Source organism: Niallia endozanthoxylica (assembly GCF_008710145.1).
GTDB lineage: Bacteria > Bacillota > Bacilli > Bacillales > Cytobacillaceae > Bacillus_BD > Bacillus_BD endozanthoxylica.
Map to the genome: position 1 here is coordinate 62,664 of NZ_VYKL01000022.1, position 24,916 is coordinate 87,579.

Sequence of the window (24,916 nt, forward strand, 5' to 3'; positions counted from 1 at the left end):
TTTTTAAGGAACTTTTTCGAGCGAGTTCGAAAAAATCCGGGCGCAAATTCGACGGGCGAATTTGATTATTTTTCTTTCAGACTACCAACAAATTGATAAAAGTGGAGGTATGACAAATGGAACTATTGGATGTTTTGTATGAAAAAACGAATGGAATGGCCAAGATTACAATTAATCGCCCGCAGGCCTACAATGCTTTTCGCGGACGAACAATTAGGGAATTAATATGGACTTTCCGCGATGCTTGGGACGACAATCGCATTGGTGTTGTCATCTTAACAGGTGCCGGGGAGAAGGCGTTTTGCACTGGCGGAGACCAAAAAGAAAAAGGAGATGAGGGCGGTTATGATTACAATGGAGGATTAGGCGGCGGTATTGGTCTTGAAATTGAGAATTTGCACCAAACGATCCGTAATATTCCAAAGCCGGTTATCGCAGCGGTAAATGGCTATGCGATTGGCGGCGGTCATGTCTTGCATGTTCTTTGTGATTTGACTATTGCTTCGGAAACAGCCAAGTTTGGACAAGCTGGTCCAAAAGTGGGCAGTTATGATGCCGGTTTTGGCTCGGCTTATCTGGCAAGAGTAGTTGGAGAAAAGAAAGCAAGAGAAATTTGGTATTTATGTGAACAATACAGTGCCGAAGAAGGGAAAGAAATGGGTCTAGTAAATAAAATAGTCCCAGCGGATCAGCTGCAAGCGGCAGCAGAAGAATGGGCAGATAAAATTCTTGCTAAAAGTCCCACAGCACTTAAAATGCTCAAATACTCGTTTAATGCTGACAGTGCTAACATCCAAGGTATTACTCAACTTGCAATGGGCAGTCTAGCAATGTTTTATAACACCGACGAATCTGCAGAAGGAATGAATGCCTTTTTAGAAAAAAGACCGGTAGAATTTAACAAGTTTAGAAAATAAACAGGAGATGGTGCCCATGAAATTAGAAACGATTTTGAGTCCGGAATATGTGGAGAAATATCAATCTATTTGGCCCAATAAAACCATTCTTGATTATCTAAATGCAGCAATAGAAAAGGTTCCAGATAAGGTTGCGATCATTGATAAAAAGAGCCGTTATACATATCGTGAGCTCGGGAAATTGGTCGACCGTGTTGCCTTGGGTCTATTGGAATTAGGTCTTGGAAAAGGGGATGTCATCTCCATTCAGCTGCCAAACTGGAATGAGTTTATTATTCTTCATTACGCAGCGACAAGAATTGGTGCAATTACCAATCCACTTATTCCTATTTACCGTGATCGTGAAATTGGTTATATGGTAGGGATGGCTGAATCAAAAATGGTGGTCATACCTGATACATTCCGTGGCTATGATTATCCAGCTATGATTGATAGACTTTCCCACAAATGGCCGTCATTAGAACATGTTTATGTGGTTGGTAATCATGTACCGAATCATATGAAGCCTATCTCATCATTGTTAGATAAACCATGGGAAGAAATAAGAGATGTATCCGTATTGGATCAGATTACACATGATCCGAACGAGGTAACTGAACTTATTTTTACATCAGGAACAACTGGAAATCCAAAGGGCGTCATGCATACACATAACACGATTTGTATTTCAACCAATTATTGGATTGACAGCTTAGCGTTAAGCTCTAATGATGTCATGTTCATGGCCTCGACTTTTGCTCATCAAACGGGTTTTGCTTATGGAGTAAGGCTTCCAACTACAATTGGCGGAACAGGTGTTTATCAGGATATTTGGAACCCGTTAGAATTTATTGAACTCATTGAGGAGGAAGGGATTACATTTACAGCGGGGGCAACCCCATTCCTGCAAGATATGATTCAATTGGAGGGAATTGAAGGCCGTAACATTGGTTCCCTAAGGATATTTGCATCAATGGGTGCACCTATTCCAATGGCACTTGTTAAAGAAGCCTCGAAAAAGGTCAATTTCACGATTCTTTCTGGTTGGGGGCAAACGGAAGACGGTCTTGTTACTTTGACAAAGATAGGTGATAGCGATGAAAAACTAACTGGTACTGACGGTGTTCCGCTTGGCACCATGAAAGTAAAGGTGACTGATGTAAACGGTGACATTCTTCCGCCCTATCAAGAGGGTGATCTTCTTGTCAAGGGGCCTGCTCTATTTGTCGGCTATTTGAAAAATCTTGAGGGTACCAATTCCGAGTTTCATGATGGCTGGTTTTTCACGGGCGACCGTGCCTACATGGATGAGGACGGTTACATCCGGCTGACTGGACGAAGTAAAGATATTATCATCCGCGGTGGTGAAAATATTCCCGTTGCCTATGTGGAAAATGTCTTGTATGAACATAATGACATCCAAGATGCACAGTTGATTGCATTGCCTGATGCAAGACTTCAAGAGAAGGCTTGTGCTGTAATCACTATGAAGCCGGGAAAGGAACCGCTTAGTTTTCCTGTGCTGCAAGCATTCCTTAAGGAAAAAGGGGTTGCTAAGCAATATTGGCCTGAGTATCTAGAAGTTGTTGACGTATTTCCAAGAACGGCCAGTGGCAAGATTCAAAAGTTTCGTCTAAAGGAAGCCATTCTCCAAAGTTTTAATGAACAAAAATTAAATCAATAGTTTTATAGATTGGTAGAGGATGTAGATGAAAATATTAAAAAAGTGAACCGGAGGGAAAATTATGACTAAAAAAGTAGCTTTTATTACTGGAGCAGGACGCGGAATTGGACGAGAGATTGCTAGAACATTAGCTTCTCGTGGAATGGACATTATTGTTACGGATGTCAATATTGATAATGCCAATGAAACCGTCTCCATCGTTGAAAAAGAAGGAGGAAAGGCAGTTGCGGTTTATTGCGATGTAACAAAGCTCGAAAGTGTCCAAGAGGCAGTGGGAGCATCGATTGCTCATTTCGGAAAAATTGATGTGTTGGTAAACAATGCGGGCTGGGATAAGGTTGAGCCATTTTTGAAAAGTGAACCAAGCACATGGAAGCTAATCGTTGATATTAACATGATGGGCCAAATTCATACATGTAAAGAAATTTTACCTATCATGATTGAAAATGGCTATGGCAAAGTAGTTAATATCGCCTCAGATTCAGGCAGAGTGGGATCAAGCGGAGAGGGTGTCTATTCTGCAGCTAAAGGCGGCATCATTGCTTTTACTAAAACCATTGCACGTGAAATGGCTAGATATAAGATTAATGTCAATTGTATTTCACCAGGACCAAGTGATACACCGCTATTCCAAGAAATCGGTTCTTATAATGAAGGCATTGCAACCGCACTTGAAAAAGCTATTCCATTTAGACGTTTGGCACAGCCTAGTGATATTGCTAATGGCGTTGCGTTCTTGGCATCAGACGAAGCAGAATATGTAACAGGCCAGACTCTTTCAGTGAACGGCGGATTGGCAATGATATAAAATTAAAAAAATTTCTTGGAATTTGAATGTAAACGGGGGAATTTCCCCCCTCCTTTCACAAGCTATGTAAGGTGTATTGCAGTATAAATATTATCGAAAATATCAATAAAGGCGGAGTACAAAATGACCTACAAAAATCTATTAGTTGAAAAGGGAAATCAGACCGGCATTATTAAAATTAATCGTCCGGAGGTAAGGAATGCACTTAATAATCAAACGGTTACGGAAATCCTATCTGCTCTAGAAGACTTAGAGAATGATAAGGAAATAGGTATTATCATTTTTACCGGAGTTGGTGAGAAGGCTTTTGCCGCAGGGGCTGATATTAACCAGCTTACAACAAGAACATCCCTTGAAGCATTTAAAACAGGAAGTATGACGGAAGTGTATCGACGCATTGAAAATAGCAAAAAAGCAACCATTGCAGCTATCAATGGATTTGCCCTTGGAGGCGGTTGCGAGCTGGCCATGAGTTGTGATATTCGGATGGCATCTGACAATGCAAAATTCGGATTACCTGAATTGAACTTGTCGGTTATTCCTGGTGCCGGCGGGACCCAGCGATTAACGAGAATTATCGGCAAGGGCCGTGCAATGAACATGATTTTAACAGGGGAGTTTATTTCTGCGAGTGAGGCAAAGGCAATCGGTTTAGTGTCCGATGTAGTTCCGTTAGAGGGATTGATGGATGCTGTCCGCGAAAAGGCTGAACGGATATTGACAAAAGGCCCGCTTGCGATTCAAATGGCTAAGCTTGTTGTAAATCGCGGCTTTGAGGTTGATATGGATTCCGGTTTACTGATTGAAACCTTAGCACAGGCCTTTTTGTATGGAACAGAGGATAAGGTAGAAGGAACAAAAGCTTTTCTTGAAAAAAGACAGGCGACATTTTCAGGAAGCTAATTAGAGAAAAGGACTTCTTTATGAAAGACTACTTATGAAAAAACTTTTTTCATAAGTAACTCGCCTCAGTTTAATTTTAGGAGGGGATAACTAGGTGGACATTGATTTGAAAGGAAAAAACGTTTTAATTACTGGTGCGGCAAAAGGGATTGGACGAGGAATGGCTTTAGCTGCTGCCGGTGAAGGAGCGAATATAGCTTTACATTATCTTGGATCTGAAGAGGCAGCCGCCCGTACAGCTAATGAAATCAAAGAAGCTTATAGTGTGGAAGTACATCTTGTTAAAGGGGATCTTGCAAAAATTGAAGATGTCACGAAGATAAAGGATGAACTCGATCATAGGCTAGGTGGCATCGATTGTATTGTGAACAATGCTGGTTTCTCTCAGATGAAATCATTCTTTCAATATAAACCTGAGGAATGGAAACAGGAAGTCGATGTTTGCTTTTATGGGGTTCTGAATTTAGTGCATACGTTTATGCCTGAAATGATTGATAAGAGGAAAGGGAAGTTTGTTAATATCGTGGGTGATTCCGCACGGACTGGTGACAAACACTTAATTATTTCTGCTGCTGCCAGGAATGGATCCATTAGTTTCCTTAAATCCTTAGCACAGGAGGTGGGGAAAAGTAATGTCCAATGTAACACAGTATCATTTGGATTGATCAATCATGGTTCATTGGACTTTAATGAAGCAGCATTAGAAAAAATTGCGAAGCAATATCCTTTGAAGCGGCTTGGAAAAGTGGAGGATGTGACGGGAATCATTTTATTTTTGCTATCAAACCACGCTGATTGGATTACCGGCCAAGTGATATCGGTAAACGGCGGACATAGTATGCTAGGGTAATAGAGTTTTGAACAGGCAGCAAACTAAAAGGGGAATTTATTCATGAGTAAAGAGCTGAAGTACGAAGATATTCAAATAGGGGATACAGATTATTTTACGAAAACTATATCTGATTATGATATCTTGCAGTTTGCCGGACTGACTGGTGATTTTAATCCAGTACACATTGATAAAGAGTTTGCTAAGGAAACGCGTTTTAAAGAAAGAATTGCCCACGGTCTTTTAACAGGTAGTTTTATTTCTACTGTTCTTGGTATGAAGCTGCCTGGGCAGAATTCTATCTATTTATCCCAAAATTTTAGATTTAAAGCTCCTGTTAAAATTGGAGATACCATTAAGGCAACTGTTGCGGTAATGGAGAAAAGGGATGATAAGAATATCATTAAGTTAAAAACGCAAGTAATGAATCAGCGCCAAGAAATGGTGGTAGATGGGGAAGCGGTTGTGATGAAAATATAGGCAGTAAAAGTAAATTGGATTTTATATATAAAACGAAAAAGGAGAGACACAAATGAACATCTATGTGATTATGAAACGTACCTTTGATACAGAGGAAAGGATTCAAGTTGAAAATGGAACCATTAAGAGTGAGGGTGTTGAGTATATCATTAATCCTTATGACGAATATGCCATCGAGGAAGCAATCGTTCTTAAGGAGAAACACGGAGGTGAAGTAACGGTCGTAACCCTTGGAGAAGAGGAAGCAGAAAAGGAGCTTCGTACAGCACTTGCAATGGGGGCGGACAAAGCGGTGTTGATTGATAGTGAGGAGTTGGAAGAAATCGATCAATATTCCACAGCTACTATACTAGCAGCCTATTTAAAAGATAAAAACCCAGATATCATCCTTGCTGGTAATGTAGCTGTTGATGGCGGTTCCGGTCAAGTAGGACCGCGTGTTGCCGAAATGCTGGGAATTCCTCAAGTCACAGCGATTACGAATCTTACAGTTGATAATGGGAAGGCCTTAATCATTCATGATGTGGAAGGGGACGAAGAAACACTTGAAGTATCACTCCCTGTTCTTGTTACCTCCCAACAAGGTTTGAATGAACCCCGCTACCCATCCTTACCTGGAATTATGAAAGCAAAGAAGAAACCATTAACGACACTTGAGTTAGATGATTTAGATTTGGAAGAGGATGATGTGAAGGCTAAAATCGAAAAGATTGATACTTTCCTGCCACCTAAGAAACAACAAGGGAAAGTTTTAGAGGGTGAATTAAATAATCAAGTTCAACAGCTGGTTTCGTTATTAAAAACAGAAGCAAAAGTCATTTAATAGGAGGGGTTATCATGGGAAGAAAAGTATTCGTGTTAGGTGAAATTCGTGACGGTGTTTTAAGAAATGTTTCATTTGAAGCGATTGCCGCAGCAAAAGTTATTGCGGATGGAGGAGAGGTTGTTGCCGCATTATTTGGAGAATCAATCGGTGATGAAATTATAACTATGCTTCATTATGGGGCAGATCGCGTAGTAAAGGTCGAACATCCGGATTTAAAATCGTATACAACTGACGCCTATCAGCAAGCATTACTACAAGTTCTGGAGGCAGAAAAGCCAGATGGTATTGTAATGGGACATACAGCGCAAGGGAAAGATCTTTCACCTAGAATTGCAGCAAAAATAAATACAGGCCTTGTTTCTGATGTAGTCAATATTGAAAATGATGATGGAAATGTCATATTTACGAGTCCCATTTATTCAGGGAAAGCATTTGAAAAGGTCAAAATCAATGAAGGGATTATATTTGCAACCATTCGCCCTAATAACATTACTCCACTAGAAAGAGATCAATCACGTTCCGGAGATGTCAGTGAAATGAGCGTGGACATTAAAAATCTTCGCGCCATTATTAAAGATATTGTCAGGAAGTCTACTGGAGGAATTGATCTGTCTGAAGCGAAAATTATTGTTTCTGGCGGGCGTGGTGTAAAGGCAGCGGAGAACTTTCAACTGTTGGAGGAACTTGCCGGTGTATTAGGTGCTGCAGTAGGTGCTTCACGAGGTGCTTGTGATGCAGGTTATTGCGATTATTCCTTACAAATTGGACAAACAGGTAAGGTTGTTACTCCAGATCTTTATATTGCCGTTGGGATTTCAGGAGCTATTCAACATTTAGCAGGGATGTCGAATTCAAAAGTTATTGTGGCAATTAATAAGGACCCAGAAGCACCTATTTTTGATGTAGCTGATTATGGGATTGTTGGGGATCTATTCGAGGTTGTTCCATTGTTTATTGAAGAAATGAAAAGTGTAGCTGTTAGCTGAGTTAGATACTGAAGCCATATATTTCATAAAAAGGTTGTATGAATGATTACTGTTGATAAATGGCCTGTGGTGTATGTGGCCATGCGTTTGATTCAGCATGAATCACTTAATGGATACGTATACCACAGGCCATTGAAGCATCAACATTGTTGTTTAACTTCATTCAGCAGAAGTCCTCCACTTCTAAAGTTAAGGGATGAATGCAAATGGCTCTTCGATTCAGTGGGGGTTCAAACCCTGGCTGAATGAAGTTAAGCCTCCGGCGGATGTCTCAGATTTTTCAAGGGTAATTTATCGAGAGAGTTCAGGTAATCCGGACGCAAATTCGACGGGCGAATTTGATTAAGGACTAAAATAAAAATTAGGAGGATTTTTTGATGATGAATTTTGAATTAACTGAAGAACAACAAAGTGTACAAAAAATGGTAAGAAAGTTTGTTGATAAGGAAATTATCCCGTACATTCAAGAGTGGGACCGCAATGGTGAATTTCAACCAGCTGTTTTGAAAAAATTGGCGGATTTGCAGCTGATGGGTGTTTGTATTCCGGAGGAGTACGGTGGAGCTGGTATGGATTATAATACACTTGCGATTGTTTGTGCTGAATTAGAACGTGGTGATACAGCATATCGTACAGCAGTTTCTGTTCATACAGGGTTAAACAGTATGACGTTATTGCAATGGGGTACAGAAGAGCAGAAACAAAAGTATTTAGTACCACAGGCAAAGGGTGAAAGGATTGGTGCGTTTGGTTTGACTGAACCGGATGCCGGCAGTGATGTAGCCGCAATGAAATCAACAGCACGAAGAGACGGGGATGCTTATATTCTTAATGGCTCAAAAACATGGATTTCGCTATGTGATTACGCAGATAACTTTCTGATTTTTGCAAAAACTGACCATGATGCGGCGCACAAAGGGATTACTGCTTTCATCGTAGAACGTACATTTCCTGGAGTGGTAACAAAGGGCATTAAGGGTAAACTGGGTATTCGCGCAGGGAATACAGGTGAGGTATTTTTAACAGATGTAAGAGTACCTATAGAAAATAGACTAGGTGAAGAAGGGGAAGGCTTTAAAATTGCAATGGCTGCATTAGATAACGGGCGATTTACCGTTGCTGCAGGGGCTGTTGGTTTAATTGAAGCTAGCCTTGAAGCTAGTGTGAAATATTGTCATGAAAGAAAAACATTTGGGAAAGAAATCGGGAAACATCAGCTTGTTCAACAAATGATTGCGAAGATGAGCGCAGATCTTGAGATTTCTAGGTTGCTAGTTTATAAGGCTGGCTGGTTGAAAAATCAAGGGAAACGGAATACGAGAGAAACGTCATTGGCGAAATGGATTTCTTGTAATGCAGCGTTTGAGGCAGCAAATAATGCGGTCCAAGTCCACGGTGCGTATGGTTATTCAGATGAATATCCAGTTGAACGTTTCCTTCGAAACTCTAAGGCACCAGTGATTTATGAGGGGACAAGGGAGGTTCATACGGTTATGCAGGGTGAATATGCGCTGGGGTATCGTGAGGATAAGCCGCTTCGACAAATGCTTCCTGCATGGCCATTTGAGCAAGTTTCTCTACAAAAATAAAGAAGTAATAATAAAACAATACAAAAAAGATCATACCTTTAAATTTCTGGTATGATCTTTCTTTGACTAAGGAACCATATTCTTCTTTACGCAAATTTATATCGCAGAGGAAAGGTTCTCTGGGTAAACACCTATGTCGTTCTGTGGAGGATGGACTGAGATTGATAGCAAAGGAAGAGGAAAATTCTTTTGCACATTACCTTAGTAGTGTGGATTTTTTTGTGTCAGAATTTGTAAATCTACTTGAGTAAGTATACAGAAGTAATAAATTCCTTTTTACATTTTTGCATAAATGATAAGCAACTTTGCGAAATATTATCGGTTTTGAGAAAGTTTTATAAAAATAGTGCTTATTTTACAAGGATTTATGTTGGCACGGAACTTGCAATATAAATAAGCGAAGGGAGGCTAGGGAAGTTAATTACTATATGTAGGTAAATCGGCTCGGATAGGATTGCTGATGATTTATTTGAAGTAGTGCCAATGTTAATACAAAAAAAAGCCTCTATTGCTGTGGGCGTCTAATCTAGTTTTTGGGGGATGAGAGAGATGTTATCATTACTGAATTTACTTACTTTTCTAGTTGTGACCGGATATGCAGTCTATTTGTTTACCAATCTAGTATACACGAGGTATTTGTTTATAAAGCTGGGTAAAGAAGCAGAGTTCCAGCCTAATTTAAGGGAACGAATGAATACAGTCCTAATCAATGGCTTCGGTCAGAAGAAATTATTCAAAGACAAGAAAAGCGGTCTGATGCATTTAGTATTATTTTATACCTTTTTTATCATTCAAATCGGACTTATAGAACTCATCATAAAGGGTTTTATTAAAGGCTATGAGTTTCCCTTTGGCGAAGCTCATAAGTATTTCAGTCTAATCCAGGAGTGTGCTACGTTCCTAATGCTGTTGGCTGTCGTTTATGGCTTTTACCGTCGTTATGGTGAAAAGTTAAAACGGCTGCAATGGAAGCGTGACGGTAAAGCTGCCTTTGTTTATATCGCTTTATGTATGCTGACTTCATCCATCCTGCTTACATTAGGATTTGAAGCGATTATGTTAGACCATCATCCAAATCTCGTTTATGCTCCATTCTCCGGCAGCATTGCGCTGCTTCTTTCCGGCATTGGAACAGTAGCAGGAACTGTGTTGTTTTACACATTTTGGTGGGTTCATATGCTGACTGTATTTACCTTTTTAGTATTCGTGCCACAGTCAAAGCAATTCCATGAACTATTTGCTATGTTTAATATCTTTTTTAAGAAAAGTGGACCTGTTGGGAGATTGAAGAAAATTGATTTTGAGGATGAGTCAGCGGAGGTATTTGGTGTTGGGAAAATCGAAGACTTTACTCGTCATCAATTGATGGATTTATACGCCTGTGCAGAATGTGGAAGGTGCACGAATATGTGTCCGGCAGCAGGAACGGGTAAAACATTATCCCCAATGGATTTGATCGTTAAGATGAGAGACCATTTGACGGAAAAAGGTGCTGCAGTAACATCTAGACAGCCATGGGCACCGTCCTTTGCTTTCAAAAACACAAGAGCCAACCAGCTGGCTTTAGCAGGTGCTGGAGCAGCAGAAACGGCTGCAACATTGGAAAGTGTCAGCTTAATTGGAGATGTCATCACAGAAGAAGAAATTTGGGCCTGTACAACATGCCGGAACTGTGAAGACCAATGTCCGGTAATGAATGAGCATGTCGACAAAATCATCGATTTACGCCGTTACCTTGTCTTAACGGAAGGAAAAATGAATAGTGATGCTCAGCGTGCCATTACAAATATTGAACGCCAGGGAAATCCATGGGGTCTTAATCGAAAAGAGCGTGAAAATTGGCGTGAAGGTAGAGAGGATATCTCTGTTCCAACTGTTAAAGAAAAGCAAAAGGCTGGAGAAGAATTCGAGTATTTATTCTTTGTTGGTTCAATGGGCTCTTATGATAACCGCAGCCAAAAGGTCGCTCAGTCCTTTGCCCGGGTGATGAATTTAGCAGGCATTTCCTTTGCAATTCTAGGTAATAATGAGAAAAATTCAGGAGATACACCGCGCAGAATCGGAAATGAATTTTTATTCCAAGACTTAGCAAATGCTAATATTGCAAACTTCCAAAAGTATAATGTAAACAAAATTGTAACAATTGACCCGCATGCTTATAACTCGTTTAAAAATGAATACCCTGAATTTGGCCTTGAGGCTGAAGTGTATCATCATACAGAATTATTAGCATTATGGATTAGAGAAGGAAGAATCAAATTTACAAAAGAACTCAATGAAGTGATTACGTATCATGATTCTTGTTATTTAGGACGCTACAATACGGTTTATGACCCGCCGCGTGAAATTTTAAAAGCGATTCCAGGCATAAAAGTAATCGAAGCGGAACGCAACCGCGAAAATGCAATGTGCTGCGGAGCTGGAGGCGGTATGATGTGGACAGAAGAGAGTACCGGAACAAGAATCAATATCGCGAGAACAGAGCAGCTGCTTGAAACAAAACCAACTATGATTGGAACCGGCTGTCCTTATTGTTTAACGATGATCAGTGATGGTGTAAAGGCAAAGGAATTGGAAGAGACGATAGGAAACTTTGACATCGTAGAAATTGTAGAAAAAGCATTGTAACAAAAAAAGGAATAGACTTGTCAGCGATTAATCGTATGCTCATCATGCAAGAGGCACAGATGACTAGAATCAGCATAAACCTCATACGAATCACATTGAATATACTCAGCTTTTGCTTTCTTTTTCCGGCAGGAGCTGAGTATTCGCAATGTTGAGAAACAGTTTTGCAAAAATTATTATAATTGCGAAGAGATTACCGGGTTTTTCCTTATAAATAAATGTAAAAAAATGGCACATTACTTGCTATAAGGAAATAGAGAGAGTGCTAATAAGTAAATGGTTATCTAATATATTCTGAATATTCTCAAAAATATTTCGACAGCTATCTTCTTATTTCTGTCAGAATGCATTTTTATTTTATATAGATTTCTAAAGACTTTTTACACTCTCTAATTAAAAAGTAGGAGGAAATGTATGCGTTCAATTAATGTCAGTCGTATTGTTGATGAGTCAAAGTTTAATCGCTTCCATGGTCTAGTTTTGTTTTTGTGTGCTTTTGTCATTGTCTGTGATGGATTTGATCTAGTAATCTATGGATCTGTCGTATCTGTACTGATGGAAGAGTGGCAATTAACAGCTGTACAAGCAGGCACCTTGGGGAGCTATGCTCTTATTGGTATGATGTTCGGTGCTTTTATTTTTGCGCCGCTTGCCGATAAAATAGGACGCAAAAAAGTAATCATTTTATGTGTAATCCTATTAAGCTTATTTACTGGTTTAATTGGTTTGGCCAAAAGTCCTGCTGAATTCGGCATCTATCGTTTTATATCAGGCTTAGGATTAGGAGGTGTTCTACCAATTACAGTAGCGTTAATGACGGAATATGCTCCGAAATCTCTTAGAAACCGAATGGTAACGATTATGATGTGCGGTTATTCTCTAGGTGGAATTTTAGCAGCAGGATTGGCCATCTTCCTCCTTCCTAGATTTGGTTGGGAGTCCATCTTTTTCGTAGGTGCTCTACCGTTACTTACTTTACCTATTCTTATCAAATTACTCCCAGAATCTCTAGAATTTCTTTTAGCTAAAAATAAATATGAGGAAATTGGACATTTGTTAGCAAAAATTGATCCATCCTATACACCGCAGACAAGTGACCGTTATGAAAGGGTGATGCCTAAAAAAACGGGTATTACTGTAACAAAATTATTTGGAGAAGGCCGAGCAGTTAGCACAATCTTATTTTGGGTATCATTTTTCATGTGTTTGTTAATGGTTTACGGCCTAAATACATGGCTGCCGAAATTAATGGCTCAAGCAGGCTATGCCCTTGGTTCTAGTATCATGTTCTTATTAGTGTTAAATGTTGGAGCTATAGCAGGATCTGTTTTTGGTGGATGGGCGGCGGACCGTTGGAATACGAAAAAAGTGGTGATTTTCTACTTTATTCTAGGTGGAATCGCATTAACTTTACTCGGTACGCATCCAAATACAATTATTCTCTATACTCTTGTTGCCATTGCTGGAGCTACGACAATTGGAACGCAGATTATTCTCTATTCATATGTTTCTCAGTACTATCCAATCCAAATCCGTTCAACAGGACTCGGATGGGCCTCTGGGGTTGGTCGAATTGGCGGTATTGTAGGTCCAATTTTAGGAGGTTTTCTTCTAGGTGCCCAATTACCTTTACAGATGAATTTCTTAGCTTTCGCGATTCCAGGTGTAATTGCCGCTATTGCAGTCTTTACTATAAGAGAAAAGAAAACTGTGCGAGAAATAACTCTCGAAAGACCAGAACCAATCGAGAAGTTGTAGAAATATGATAGAAAAATGCCTCCCTTCTTTAATAAAAAGCAGGGGGGCATTTTATTGTTTAGCCTACTATTTTTGCAAAAAAATGATAACTTTGCAGAATTGATTCTTAATTTTGCGAAAAATTATCAATATTGCGATAAAAATGAAGTGAAGATGCCTGTTTATCAAGAAAAAAAGTTGGCACGCAACTTGCTATATAAATAAGCATAAGCGAAAAGGGGGAAATAATATGTTGAATTTTTCATTCACAGAGGAACAAGAATTTTTTCGTAAGATGTTAAAGGATTTTGCTAAAGAGGAGCTGCTGCCAAACTATACGAAGTGGGACAGAGAAGGAACCTTGCCTAGACATCTATGGAAGAAGCTAGGCGAACTAGGTGTTAATGGACTTCGCATTCCGGTTGAGTTTGGAGGCAGCGGTGCTGATTGTGTAACCACTGGGATTGCAGCAGAGGAAATTGGCAGGGGGGATTTTAATCTTACATATGCCGTCATGTTGAATGCATTAATCGGCGAGATTATTAATAAACATGCCCGCGAGGAGCTGAAGCAGGACTGGCTTCCGAAAATAGCCAACGGGGACAGAATTGTCGGTATTGCGATAACAGAGCCTACTGCAGGCACGGATGCCGGCGGGATTAAAACAACAGCCGTACGTAAAGGAAATGTGTATGTCCTGAACGGTGAAAAATCCGGAATCAGTGTAGCGACAGTGGGAGATGCTTTTCTAGTATTTGCTAAAACAAATCCTGATCTTGGGAATCGTGGAATCAGTGCCTTTATCGTCCCAGCGGATCTGCCTGGAGTGGAATGTAAAGGCTATGAGGATTTGGGCAATATTCCAATTGGCCGTGGTTCAATCTATTTAACAGATGTGGAGGTTCCTGAAGAGTACTTGATTGGTTTGGAAAACAAAGGTTTTTCCCAGGTTATGAATGGTTTTGATTTGAGCCGTCTATTAATCGGTCTGCAATGTGTTGGAGCTGCTTCACAAAGTCTGGATGAGACGATTGAACACGTCAAAATGCGAACTTCATTTGGCCAGCCGCTTGCAACTTATCAAGGCGTATCCTTCCCAATTGTTACACACTTTACGCAATTAGAGTTTGTGAAATGGCAGGCGTACCGGGGGCTATGGCTTCGTGACCAAGGTTTGAACCATTCAAAGGAATCTGCATCTGTCAAGTGGCTTGGGCCTAAATACGGCGTTGATGCTATTCATGAATGTCTATTGTTTAACGGTCACTACGGCTATACAAAAGAAATGCCGCATGAGCAGCGTTTACGTGATGTAATTGGTCTGGAAATTGGAGATGGAACGGCACAAGCAAACATGATGGTTATTGCGAAGGATATCATCGGAAAAGAATATCGGTCTACTGGTCATTTAGTCGCTTCTAAAAATTAAGTTAAAGACTTCAGTAAATAGCAGATTTGTAATGCAGTAAGTTAATCATTAACATTCAAATAAATTAATAGATTGATAGGAGCCTTTGCTCCTTGAATCTATTAATTTCTTATAGGAGGAGCATATGAAATCAGTATATATTGTTGATTCTGTTCGTACAGCGATAGGGAAAATGGGAGGGGCCTTAAAGGATGTCCAGCCTGAAGTACTAGCTGCAAAAGTGATTGAGGAAATTGTTAACAGAGCGAACATAGGTAAACAGTCAGTTGATGAAGTGATTCTTGGACAAACGAAGCAATCTTCAGATGCCCCAAATATCGCTCGGTCAGCATTGCTCCGGGCAGGTCTTCCAGTTGATATTCCGGGGTATACAGTGCAAAGACAATGCGGTTCAGCACTCCAGGCTATAAATAATGGTGCTCAACAAATTATGTGCGGGCTAAGTGATGTCATCCTGGCTGGCGGCGTTGAATCAATGAGTTTAGCGCCATTTTATATCCGTAATGCCCGTTATGGCGTGGGAACAGGAAATACCGAGTTAGTTGATTCGAACACTGAAAGTCAAGTAAGGTCACAGCCGGTTGAACAGTATGGCAAATTGACCATGGGCTTAACGGCAGAAAATTTAGCTGAACACTATGGTATTTCCCGCGAAGAGCAGGATGAATTTGCGCAAAGAAGCCAACAGCTTGCGCATGATGCCATAACTTCTGGCAGGTTCGATAAAGAAATTGTCTCCTACGAGGTTCGGGAACGAAAAAGTATAAAAGCCTTTGCGGTTGATGAACATCCGCGTCTAACGAGCTTAGAAAAACTGGCTGGCTTAAAACCTGTTTTTAAAGAAAATGGAACGGTCACAGCTGGAAACAGCAGCGGTCGAAATGATGGGGCATCAGCGGTAATCCTTATGTCTGAAGATGCAGTAGAAAAATACGGCGTAAAGCCGAAAGCGAAGATTGTTTCACAAGCCGTATCAGGTGTTTCCCCTGAAATTATGGGAATCGGACCCGTTAAAGCAACACAGCTTGCTTTACAGAGAGCCAATTTAACATTAGCGGACATTGGCTTAATTGAATTGAATGAGGCTTTTGCTGCCCAATCGATTGCCGTTATAAGAGAACTAAATCTAGATTTAAATAAAGTGAACGTCAACGGAGGAGCGATTGCACTAGGTCATCCATTAGGGGCAACAGGATCCATCCTTACAACAAAACTCCTTCATGAAATGGAAAGAAGAGGCGTGAAATACGGATTGGTGACATTATGTATTGGCGGTGGACAAGGTATTACAACCATTTTTGAAAATTGCTTAGTATAAATAGGAGGAAACGAAATGGAAGTCAAAAAGATTGCGGTTATTGGCAGTGGAACGATGGGGCGCGGAATTGCTTATAGTGCTGCATTATCAGGTTTTGAAGTAACCCTTCAGGATATATCAGCCGAAGCCCTTGAAAAAGCAAAGAATGATAACGGATCACTTGCTAATAACAGTGTTGAAAAAGGATATATCACAAGTGAAGAACGTGACAATGTCCAACGAAATATCACCTATACAACAGAGCTGCAAAAAGCAGTGGAACATGCGGATTTAGTGATTGAAGCGATCTTAGAAATTATGGAATTGAAGATTGATACCTTTAAAAAGGTTGAAGAATTTGCCCCTGAACATGCAATTTTGGCTACAAACACGTCCACAATGAGCCCGACTGAAATCGGAGCGCAAATGAAAAAACCAGATCAATTTGTGGCGATGCACTTTTTCAATCCTGTTCATCGCATGAAATTAATTGAAATTATCCGTGGTATGGATACCTCAGATAAAACGGTGGAGATTATCCGTCAGGTATCTGAAAAAATGGGAAAAGAAACGGTTGAGGTCAATGAATTTCCAGGCTTTGTAACAAGCCGGATGAATTTGATTATCGGAAATGAAGCAATGAATATGTTAATGGAAGGTGTGGCATCGGCTGAGGATATTGATAAAGCGATTAAACTTGGCCTAAATCATCCAATGGGTCCGTTTGAAATGGCAGACCTCGTTGGTTTGGACAGTCGTCTTCGCAATATGGAGTCTCTCTATCACGCACTAGGTGAAAAATATCGTCCATCTCCGTTACTAGTGAAATATGTAAAAGCAGGAAGACTAGGCAGGAAATCGGGACAAGGTATTTATACTTATAAATAATTAGTTCGTGAAATCGGAAGAAAATCTACAGAAAAATAATAAAAGGAAGGAATGTGAGTCAAATGGAACAAGTTCTATCAAGGGATATCCAACATTTAAAACAAGGAATTCGCGAGTTTATCGAAAACGAAGTAGAACCACATGCTATGTTAATTGAGGAAATGGACGAAATTCCACAAAGTATTATGGAAAAATCGAAGCAAATGGGCTTATTTGCTCTTAGTATTCCAGAGGAGTACGGCGGCCTCGGGATTGGGATGGTCGGGAAATGTGCTGTTTTAGAGGAAGTCGGCAGAACCCACAATGGCTATACAACGGTTATAGGCGGTCATACTGGCATCGGCGGTGTCGGAATTGTAGAGATGGGGAATGAAGCGCAAAAGCAGAAGTATCTGCCGAAAATGGCAAGTGGGGAAAGCATTGGTGCCTTTGCTTTAACAGAGCCAGGTGCGGGCTCCCATGCGACAAATTTAAAGACAACAGCAGTACGAAAAGGTGATCGTTTCATCTTAAACGGATCGAAGTGCTATATTACGAATGCTGGAATTGCTGATGTGTTTACGGTTATGGCGGTTACAGATCCATCTAAAGGGGCAAAGGGCATTACTTCTTTTATTGTTGAAAAAGATTTCCCCGGCTTTAAGCTGGGCAATAAAGAGAAGAAAATGGGTCTTCATGGGTCACATACTTGGGAGATTTTCTTCGAGGATTGCGAAGTTCCGGTTGAGAACGTGTTGGGCGAAGAAGGGAAAGGCTATGTGAATGCTTTGAAAATTTTAGCGAACGGACGTGCTGGAATGGCAGCCAGAAACTTGGGATCCGCAGATAAATTATTAGAAATGTCGCTTGATTATGCCCATATGCGGATTCAGTTTGGTAAACCGATTTTTGAGCAGCAAATTATTCAGCACTATTTGGCAGAAATGGCAACGGACATTGAAGCCTTACGAGCTTTCACCTACCATGTTGCCGGGATGGTTGATCAAGGTAGAAATGTCATTAAAGAAGCGGCTATGGTCAAATTGCTTGGTTCTGAAACATATAATCGTGTCGCAGATAAAGCTGTCCAAATTCATGGAGGTATGGGCTATATTTCTGAATACCCAATCGAACGTTTTTACCGTGATGCACGGATTACAAGAATTTATGAAGGAACATCGGAAATTCAAAAGAATATTATCGCTGCTCAATTGCATCGGAAATATCAATAAAGGAACCTCACCAGACTCGTGCGGCTAATCCTCAGTAGAGACCCCTGCTGAGGAAAGTCTCACTTTTTAGACTATTAAACGAAAAAGGGGAGATTCTTTTGCGCCTTAAAGATAAAGTTGCCTTCATAACCGGTGCTGGAGGTCCAATGGGGGAAGCGATTGCCATACGCTTCGCCGAAGAGGGTGCCAAACTAGTCATTACAGATATTTCTGAGAAAAGGTTAAATAGCACAAGAGAAAAATTACTGGAATATACGGTTGCTGACAACATTGTAGCCATAAGAGCAAGTGTACTAGACTATGAGGAAGTAAAAGAAGTAGTGGAAGAAGCCAATCAAACATTCTCTAAAATTGATATTCTAGTGAATGTTGTCGGTGGCATCCGTGATACAACGATGATTAGGCCTATTTTTGAAATTGATAGTGACCGTTGGGACAATACGATGGAACTCAATTTAAAGGGAACGTTTAATTGTACGAAGTTAGTTGCCCCAAAGATGATTCAATATGGTTATGGAAAAATCGTCAATATTTCTACTATTCATTTTGATGGTGAAAAAGGGTACGCAGATTATGGTGCTGCGAAGGCGGGAGTAGCCTCTTTTACTAAAACGGCTGCAAAGGAACTAAGTCCGGTGATTAATGTGAATTGTATTGCACCGGGATTAATTCAAACATCGATTGTAGACAGAATGGACAGCGAAACCCTTGAAGAATATCGTAAAAAGACATTATTGGGGAGATTAGGAAATCCAATTGATGTAGCCAATACAGCTCTATTTTTAGCAAGTGATGAATCAGCCTATATCACAGGTCATATCATCCCTGTTTCTGGTGGAATATGGCCCCATCTTTAAAAACAGGCTGTGTTAAAATTTGTTGTTGAATATCGTATGTTAGCGGGACGATTTCCTTACGAGAACATTTCTTTTCAAGGTAAATCGACCCGCTAACTCATTAACAAAGACAAAAGAAAAGGAGGGATTTGCTTATGTTTGATTTTGCAATTATTGGAGGGGGAATTGTAGGCCTTTCAACAGGAATGGCTATTTATCAGCGGTTTCCAAATGCAAAGGTAGTTGTAATCGAAAAGGAGTCAGCTGTTGCTGAACATCAAACAGGCCATAACAGCGGGGTTATTCATTCAGGAATCTATTATAAACCAGGCAGTTTTAAAGCACGCTTTGCCCGGCAAGGAAGTCAATCGATGACAGAGTTTTGCCAAACATACGGCATTGAACATGATATTTGTGGGAAAGTCATTGTGGCAACAAAAAAAGAAGAAATCCCTCTTCTTGAGAATTTATATAACCGAGGACTAGAAAACGGATTAAATATTAATAGAATCGGTCGAGATGAATTAAAGGAAATCGAACCACATGTAAATGGTCTTGGTGCTATTCGTGTTCCAATGGCAGGAATCGTTAATTACCGTCAAGTAAGTGAGAAATTTGCTGAAATTATTAAAGAAAATGGCGGCGAGATTAGATTAAATACAAAAGTAGAGAAAATACATGAGGAATCAAATCAAGTGACGATTGAAACGAACCGGGGAACGATAAAAACAAGTTTGGTTATTAACTGTGCTGGATTGCACAGTGATCGCATGGCAGCTGCAGCAGGCTATAAAACAGATATGAAAATCGTACCGTTTCGCGGTGAATATTTTAAATTGAAACCTGAAAAACGTTATCTTGTTAAACATCTAATTTATCCTGTACCAAATCCTAAATTTCCTTTCCTAGGAGTTCATTTTACTAGAATGGTCAGCGGTGAAGTGGATGCGGGTCCGAATGCAGTCATGGCCTTTAAACGTGAAGGGTATAAAAAGACAGATATTAGTATGAAGGATTTAATGGAATCCGTAAGCTTTCCTGGATTATGGAAAATGGCCGGTAAATTTGCGAAGGAAGGCTTAGATGAGTATGTGCGTTCTTTTAGCAAAAAGCAGTTTACAAAAAGTCTTCAAGAATTAATTCCTGAAATTCAGGAAGATGATTTAATTCCAGCACCGGCGGGTGTAAGAGCACAGGCATTGAAGTATGATGGAAATATGGTAGACGATTTTCATATTATTATGGGGAAACGCTCTATCCATGTATGTAATGCCCCGTCACCTGCAGCAACAGCATCGATTGAAATTGGTAAAGAAGTAGTAAGGCGTATCCCTGTTCAGACTAATTTAACAAATAGAATTAGTACAGTAAGCTAAGGACTGATGGAAGGGGCAGCTTCAAATGTTTAATGGAAAAACAATCTTTATTGCCGGGCATGCACGCTTGCCTCAAGGAATGGCCGCAAAAAGTGTATTTGAAACGTTAACGATTACAGCGGAAATTGACAAAAAATACGGCGTCATTATTGAGGCTTCTTGTACATTGGCTACCGAACATGGACGTCAATTTATTGGACAGCTATTGAAGGGGATAAGTATAAATGATGGGATGGACGATGCAATCGCTGCTATCAATATGTATTATCATGGCAAGGGAGTGAATGCATTGGTTGCGGCATTAAAAGATCTTGCCCTTCATTATCAGCAAATGAAATCCGATGAAAGTAAGTAGTTTTTTTTCATTGGGAGAAATTCAATAAACTTATTCATAAACTTATTCCCTGTCTGTATGGGGTTAATCTCCATACAGATAAAGAATTCCCGAACAATTATATTTTATGTTTTAGGAATGAGGAGAGGCTATTATGAACGCAAAGTATTGCAGAGAATCAAGAGTTATCCGAACAAGCCGTGTATTTCAACATGATGTAAATAGTCATAATACGTTATTCGGCGGTCGAATCATGAGTGATATTGATCAGGTTGCTTCTATTGCGGCGTTGCGACATTGTCGTACAGATTGCGTAACCGCCTCAACGGATTCGGTAGACTTTTTATTTCCGATTAAAACGACAGATGCCGTCTGTTATGAAGCATATGTAACTTGGACGAATTCATCATCAATGGAAATATTTGCAAAGGTTATTGCTGAAAATTTAAAAAGCGGCGATCGTAAAATAGCTGCAACGGCATTTTTAACCTTTGTCGCAATAGATGAAAATAAACGTCCAGTAAAGGTTCCTGAGGTGATTCCTAAAACTAAGGAAGAGAGAATGTTAAATGAAACGGCACCAGAAAGAGCTAGAATTCGAAAAGAAAGGAAGGAAAAAAGTAAAGAATGGTCTAAGTTATGTACTACAGCTGCTCCTGTAGTTGATACTGTATTGAGTTAAAATTGGGGGGGAATAGTTGGATAATAGAAATTATAGATGGAGCAATGACCAAATAAGAGAGCATGTAAAGGTACTAGATGAGGTGATACATCCTCATATGGTCCTAAAAAATGCTACCTATTTAAATACTTATCTACATCAATGGTTAATTGCAAATATTTGGATATATGAAGACCGCATTGTGTATGTAGGGGAGAATCTTCCAGAAAGTTCAAATGGCTACGAAGAGATTGACTGTCATGGACAATATTTAGTCCCTGGCTATATTGAACCGCATGCCCATCCAGATCAGTTATATAATCCTCTTACATTAGCAAAACATGCGGGTCAATTCGGTATAACGACATTAATTAATGATAATTTAACTATTTTCCTTAGGCTTTCAAGCAAGGCAGCATTTAAATTATTAAATGAATTTGCAGCCATTCCAACAAGCATGTACTGGTGGTGCCGTTTTGATGGACAAACTGAGTTCCTGAATCATGATGATATTTTTAATACGGAAGATATAATCTCTTGGCTCCATCATGAATCTGTATTGCAAGGCGGAGAACTGACGGGATGGATGAAATTATTAAATGGGGATAATCAAATGCTATCCTGGTTACAAGAGACAAAGAGGTTACATAAAAAGATAGAAGGACATTTGCCCGGTGCGTCGGAACGCACTTTAGCAAAATTAATGTTAATGGGCACAGATTGTGATCATGAAGCGATGACTGGGGAGGAAGCACTTACACGTATCATGCAGGGCTATACTGTATCTCTTAGACATTCATCTATTCGTCCTGATTTAGACATTGTTATAAAAGAATTAATCGAGTTAGGTGTTACGAAATTTGATCGATTTTTCTTTACCACAGATGGATCGCATCCGCATTTTTATGAGTATGGAATGACGGACAAACTGATAAAAATAGCTATTAATCATGGAGTACCATTAATCGATGCCTATAATATGGCGAGTTACAATATTGCGCGCTACTATAATATAGAACATTTACATGGATCCATTGCTACAGGAAGAATAGCTAATATTAATTTTTTGGAGAGCAAAAATAATCCTACACCTATTAGTGTATTAGCAAAGGGAAAATGGATTAAGAGGGACAGAAAAGATAGTTATAGTTCATTATTTATCGATTGGGACAAACATCAATTATCTCCCCTTCATTTAAATTGGAGTTTACAAGAAGAGGATTGGAACCTATCAAACTCAACTGGTATTCATTTAATTAATAATGTAATTACGAAGCCGTATGAGAGCGGTATTGATTTCAGTAGGGATGAATTATCTTTTGAACATGATGAATGTTACCTTATGATGATTGGACGGGACGGATCCTGGAGAATCAATACATTGTTAAAAGGGTTTGCTCAACATTTAGGCGGATTTGGAAGTTCTTATTCTGGAACAGGAGACATTCTTATTATAGGAAAGAGAAAAAAGGATATGATAATGGCATTTGATCGAATGCGAGAATTAGGTGGCGGCATGGTTTTGGCAGAAGATAATCATATCCTGCACGAAGTTTCTTTACCTTTAATGGGAATTATGTCTGATTTAGATATGGGTCCTTTAATTAACGAAGAGAAAAAAATGATAAAGTTATTAAAAGAAAGAGGCTATAAATATAACGATTTAGCCTTCTCCTTATTATTCTTCTCTGCCACTCATTTACCATATATTCGATTGACTCCTAGTGGTTTATATGATGTGAAAAAAAGTAAGATTTTAGTTTCTCCAACAAAAAGAGTTAATTATCAAATTTAATTGTATAAAAGAGCTTTAAGCTCATAAAGGAAGGCCCTGAAGAAAAAAGTTTCTGCAGGGTCTTCCTTCTTTACTGTCATAATAATTCACCTTTTACAGATAATAACCAAAGTGACAATTTTTTCATTGTCTAATATCATGTATTCCTTTCTACAACCACTTTAGGAGCTATATCACTATGAGAAGTTCATTTTTCAAAAAAAGAAAAACAATTACAACGGAAATGGGCAAGGAATTTATTGGAGATGTTGGCAAACAAAAACTTGAGCATTTCTCTGGTGACATAGAACATTCTATCAATTATTTCAAAATGCTTTATTCCTTCCCTAATAATATCGATTTCATGCTGAGGGAATTTACGATCAATAAGATGGAGAGAAGAGCTGTCTTGTTTTATATTCCCTCACTAACTGATACTAAGCTGATCGATGAAGAAATCATAAAACCGTTGATTATGACTGATAAAGAAATAACGGATGTACCATCCGCTATGAGTGTAAGTTCGATTAGAACAGAAACTGGAATAGACAAAGCGGTTAATGGTTTGAATACGGGAGATACCCTTTTATTGGTTGAAGGACTGCGTCATGGTTATATGATTAAGACGGCATCCGCAGCCGGCAGAAGTGTAGAAAAACCTCAAAATGAAACCACATTATTTGGTCCAAAGGAATCTTTTATTGAAAAAGCAGATATCAATATCTCGCTTATTCGAAAAAGAATTCGCAGTGAAGACTTTACAGTAGAAAAACTGACGATTGGAGCACGTTCGCATAATGAAGTTTTTATCATTTATAACAAAGAATTAGCGAGTGAAAAGGTTTTAAGTGAGGTAAAAGGCAGAATAGGAGCAATATCAAAAGATGCGGTGCAGAATATAAGCTTATTAGCCCAGCACATTGAAGATAGAAAAAGAAGCTTAGTTCCAACCGTTTTACAAACAGAGCGACCGGACCGTGCGGCTTCATTTATTGAGGATGGCTATGTCATTGTCGTCATGAATAATTCTCCGTTTGCATTAGTTGCACCATCTACATTTTGGTCCTTTTATCATTCCGGAGATGATCATTATTTACGTTTTATAAATGGGAACTTTACGAGATTGTTACGTATTTTGGCTATGTTTATTACTTTATTCACTCCGTCCGCTTACATTGCCATTACCAATTATCACATGGAGATGCTTCCGACCGATTTATTATTAGCGATTGCAGGTGCGCGGGAAATGGTGCCGTTTCCCGCCATATTAGAGTTGCTCATGTTGGAACTTGCATTTGAATTAATACGGGAAGCCGGGGTTCGAGTTCCGGTTCCGATTGGGCCGACAATCGGCATTGTTGGAGCGTTAATTTTAGGTCAGGCTGGAGTAGAGGCGAATGTAGTCAGTCCCATTGTGGTGATTGTTGTAGCCCTATCAGGATTATCCTCTTATGCGATTGGCGATGTAAATTTAAACTACACAATAAGAATTACACGCTTTGCCTTTCTCATAGCGGCAGGTTTAATGGGGATATTCGGGATGGTTCTTTGTTTTATGGCTGCGTTAATTTATTTAACATCATTAAAAAGTTTTGGAGTACCCTATTTGGCACCGTTGACACCAGCATACAAATCATCAGGAGATACGGTATTCCGAAGACTATTAACAAATGAAATACTAAGACCTGGATTTACAAAAACAAAGGATATAACGAAGGATACCGTTCGGAATAAGTGAAGTTAG

Annotated in this window: 21 protein-coding genes; all 21 read left to right on the forward strand. The window is 39.5% G+C overall.

Annotated elements, in window-relative coordinates; translation table 11 throughout:
• Positions 1 to 116: 116 nt before the first annotated feature.
• Positions 117 to 917: a 1,4-dihydroxy-2-naphthoyl-CoA synthase gene (gene menB, locus F4V44_RS14835; protein ID WP_150440804.1), complete on the forward strand. Its 801-nt coding sequence runs from the start codon at positions 117 to 119 to the stop codon at positions 915 to 917.
• A gap of 16 nt (positions 918 to 933) precedes the next feature.
• Entirely contained in the window at positions 934 to 2,580 is a 1,647-nt protein-coding gene (locus F4V44_RS14840) for an AMP-binding protein (RefSeq protein WP_150440805.1), read from the forward strand.
• 61 nt (positions 2,581 to 2,641) lie between these two features.
• Positions 2,642 to 3,388 (forward strand): SDR family NAD(P)-dependent oxidoreductase, encoded by a 747-nt coding sequence (locus tag F4V44_RS14845; protein ID WP_191090691.1) that lies wholly within the window; start codon positions 2,642 to 2,644, stop codon positions 3,386 to 3,388.
• 123 nt (positions 3,389 to 3,511) lie between these two features.
• A complete protein-coding gene (locus F4V44_RS14850) occupies positions 3,512 to 4,291 on the forward strand; it encodes an enoyl-CoA hydratase/isomerase family protein (protein ID WP_150440807.1) in 780 nt (259 codons plus the stop codon).
• 94 nt (positions 4,292 to 4,385) lie between these two features.
• Positions 4,386 to 5,141, forward strand: a complete 756-nt coding sequence (locus F4V44_RS14855; protein WP_150440808.1) for an SDR family NAD(P)-dependent oxidoreductase — start codon at positions 4,386 to 4,388, stop codon at positions 5,139 to 5,141.
• 42 nt (positions 5,142 to 5,183) lie between these two features.
• Positions 5,184 to 5,600: a MaoC family dehydratase gene (locus F4V44_RS14860; protein WP_150440809.1), complete on the forward strand. Its 417-nt coding sequence runs from the start codon at positions 5,184 to 5,186 to the stop codon at positions 5,598 to 5,600.
• Between the two features lie 52 nt (positions 5,601 to 5,652).
• Positions 5,653 to 6,423 (forward strand): electron transfer flavoprotein subunit beta/FixA family protein, encoded by a 771-nt coding sequence (locus F4V44_RS14865; protein WP_150440810.1) that lies wholly within the window; start codon positions 5,653 to 5,655, stop codon positions 6,421 to 6,423.
• A gap of 14 nt (positions 6,424 to 6,437) precedes the next feature.
• Positions 6,438 to 7,412 carry an electron transfer flavoprotein subunit alpha/FixB family protein gene (locus F4V44_RS14870; protein WP_150440811.1) on the forward strand — a complete coding sequence of 325 codons (975 nt, stop codon included), beginning with the start codon at positions 6,438 to 6,440 and terminating at the stop codon, positions 7,410 to 7,412.
• Between the two features lie 380 nt (positions 7,413 to 7,792).
• Positions 7,793 to 9,001: an acyl-CoA dehydrogenase family protein gene (locus F4V44_RS14875; protein WP_191090699.1), complete on the forward strand. Its 1,209-nt coding sequence runs from the start codon at positions 7,793 to 7,795 to the stop codon at positions 8,999 to 9,001.
• A gap of 549 nt (positions 9,002 to 9,550) precedes the next feature.
• Positions 9,551 to 11,629: a (Fe-S)-binding protein gene (locus F4V44_RS14880; protein ID WP_150440813.1), complete on the forward strand. Its 2,079-nt coding sequence runs from the start codon at positions 9,551 to 9,553 to the stop codon at positions 11,627 to 11,629.
• 414 nt (positions 11,630 to 12,043) lie between these two features.
• Positions 12,044 to 13,387, forward strand: a complete 1,344-nt coding sequence (locus F4V44_RS14885; protein WP_150440814.1) for an MFS transporter — start codon at positions 12,044 to 12,046, stop codon at positions 13,385 to 13,387.
• 229 nt (positions 13,388 to 13,616) lie between these two features.
• Positions 13,617 to 14,795, forward strand: a complete 1,179-nt coding sequence (locus F4V44_RS14890) for an acyl-CoA dehydrogenase family protein (protein ID WP_191090692.1) — start codon at positions 13,617 to 13,619, stop codon at positions 14,793 to 14,795.
• Positions 14,796 to 14,919: 124 nt separating this feature from the next.
• Entirely contained in the window at positions 14,920 to 16,113 is a 1,194-nt protein-coding gene (locus F4V44_RS14895) for a thiolase family protein (RefSeq protein ID WP_150440815.1), read from the forward strand.
• 15 nt (positions 16,114 to 16,128) lie between these two features.
• Positions 16,129 to 16,980, forward strand: a complete 852-nt coding sequence (locus tag F4V44_RS14900) for a 3-hydroxyacyl-CoA dehydrogenase (protein ID WP_150440816.1) — start codon at positions 16,129 to 16,131, stop codon at positions 16,978 to 16,980.
• A 62-nt stretch (positions 16,981 to 17,042) separates the two neighbouring features.
• Positions 17,043 to 18,191: an acyl-CoA dehydrogenase family protein gene (locus F4V44_RS14905; RefSeq protein ID WP_150440920.1), complete on the forward strand. Its 1,149-nt coding sequence runs from the start codon at positions 17,043 to 17,045 to the stop codon at positions 18,189 to 18,191.
• Between the two features lie 98 nt (positions 18,192 to 18,289).
• Complete coding sequence (locus F4V44_RS14910; protein WP_150440817.1) at positions 18,290 to 19,048, forward strand: SDR family NAD(P)-dependent oxidoreductase; 759 nt, start codon at positions 18,290 to 18,292, stop codon at positions 19,046 to 19,048.
• A 134-nt stretch (positions 19,049 to 19,182) separates the two neighbouring features.
• The gene (gene lhgO, locus F4V44_RS14915) at positions 19,183 to 20,403 is read left to right on the forward strand and encodes an L-2-hydroxyglutarate oxidase (RefSeq protein WP_150440818.1); all 1,221 of its coding nucleotides are present in this window, start codon (positions 19,183 to 19,185) and stop codon (positions 20,401 to 20,403) included.
• A 25-nt stretch (positions 20,404 to 20,428) separates the two neighbouring features.
• Positions 20,429 to 20,758 (forward strand): DUF3870 domain-containing protein, encoded by a 330-nt coding sequence (locus F4V44_RS14920; RefSeq protein WP_150440819.1) that lies wholly within the window; start codon positions 20,429 to 20,431, stop codon positions 20,756 to 20,758.
• 133 nt (positions 20,759 to 20,891) lie between these two features.
• Positions 20,892 to 21,419: an acyl-CoA thioesterase gene (locus F4V44_RS14925; RefSeq protein WP_150440820.1), complete on the forward strand. Its 528-nt coding sequence runs from the start codon at positions 20,892 to 20,894 to the stop codon at positions 21,417 to 21,419.
• A gap of 16 nt (positions 21,420 to 21,435) precedes the next feature.
• Positions 21,436 to 23,193, forward strand: a complete 1,758-nt coding sequence (locus F4V44_RS14930) for an adenine deaminase C-terminal domain-containing protein (protein ID WP_150440821.1) — start codon at positions 21,436 to 21,438, stop codon at positions 23,191 to 23,193.
• 178 nt (positions 23,194 to 23,371) lie between these two features.
• Positions 23,372 to 24,910: a spore germination protein gene (locus F4V44_RS14935; protein WP_223881903.1), complete on the forward strand. Its 1,539-nt coding sequence runs from the start codon at positions 23,372 to 23,374 to the stop codon at positions 24,908 to 24,910.
• Positions 24,911 to 24,916 lie beyond the last annotated feature (6 nt).

Coding starts and splice junctions, on each gene's coding strand:
- menB (WP_150440804.1), top strand. CDS start 117: ATGGAACTATTGGATGTTTTGTATGAAAAAACGAATGGAATGGCCAAG.
- F4V44_RS14870 (WP_150440811.1), top strand. CDS start 6,438: ATGGGAAGAAAAGTATTCGTGTTAGGTGAAATTCGTGACGGTGTTTTA.
- F4V44_RS14875 (WP_191090699.1), top strand. CDS start 7,793: ATGAATTTTGAATTAACTGAAGAACAACAAAGTGTACAAAAAATGGTA.
- F4V44_RS14840 (WP_150440805.1), top strand. CDS start 934: ATGAAATTAGAAACGATTTTGAGTCCGGAATATGTGGAGAAATATCAA.
- F4V44_RS14885 (WP_150440814.1), top strand. CDS start 12,044: ATGCGTTCAATTAATGTCAGTCGTATTGTTGATGAGTCAAAGTTTAAT.
- F4V44_RS14895 (WP_150440815.1), top strand. CDS start 14,920: ATGAAATCAGTATATATTGTTGATTCTGTTCGTACAGCGATAGGGAAA.
- F4V44_RS14845 (WP_191090691.1), top strand. CDS start 2,642: ATGACTAAAAAAGTAGCTTTTATTACTGGAGCAGGACGCGGAATTGGA.
- F4V44_RS14880 (WP_150440813.1), top strand. CDS start 9,551: ATGTTATCATTACTGAATTTACTTACTTTTCTAGTTGTGACCGGATAT.
- F4V44_RS14890 (WP_191090692.1), top strand. CDS start 13,617: ATGTTGAATTTTTCATTCACAGAGGAACAAGAATTTTTTCGTAAGATG.
- F4V44_RS14850 (WP_150440807.1), top strand. CDS start 3,512: ATGACCTACAAAAATCTATTAGTTGAAAAGGGAAATCAGACCGGCATT.
- F4V44_RS14900 (WP_150440816.1), top strand. CDS start 16,129: ATGGAAGTCAAAAAGATTGCGGTTATTGGCAGTGGAACGATGGGGCGC.
- F4V44_RS14920 (WP_150440819.1), top strand. CDS start 20,429: ATGTTTAATGGAAAAACAATCTTTATTGCCGGGCATGCACGCTTGCCT.
- F4V44_RS14925 (WP_150440820.1), top strand. CDS start 20,892: ATGAACGCAAAGTATTGCAGAGAATCAAGAGTTATCCGAACAAGCCGT.
- F4V44_RS14905 (WP_150440920.1), top strand. CDS start 17,043: ATGGAACAAGTTCTATCAAGGGATATCCAACATTTAAAACAAGGAATT.
- F4V44_RS14935 (WP_223881903.1), top strand. CDS start 23,372: ATGAGAAGTTCATTTTTCAAAAAAAGAAAAACAATTACAACGGAAATG.
- F4V44_RS14860 (WP_150440809.1), top strand. CDS start 5,184: ATGAGTAAAGAGCTGAAGTACGAAGATATTCAAATAGGGGATACAGAT.
- F4V44_RS14865 (WP_150440810.1), top strand. CDS start 5,653: ATGAACATCTATGTGATTATGAAACGTACCTTTGATACAGAGGAAAGG.
- lhgO (WP_150440818.1), top strand. CDS start 19,183: ATGTTTGATTTTGCAATTATTGGAGGGGGAATTGTAGGCCTTTCAACA.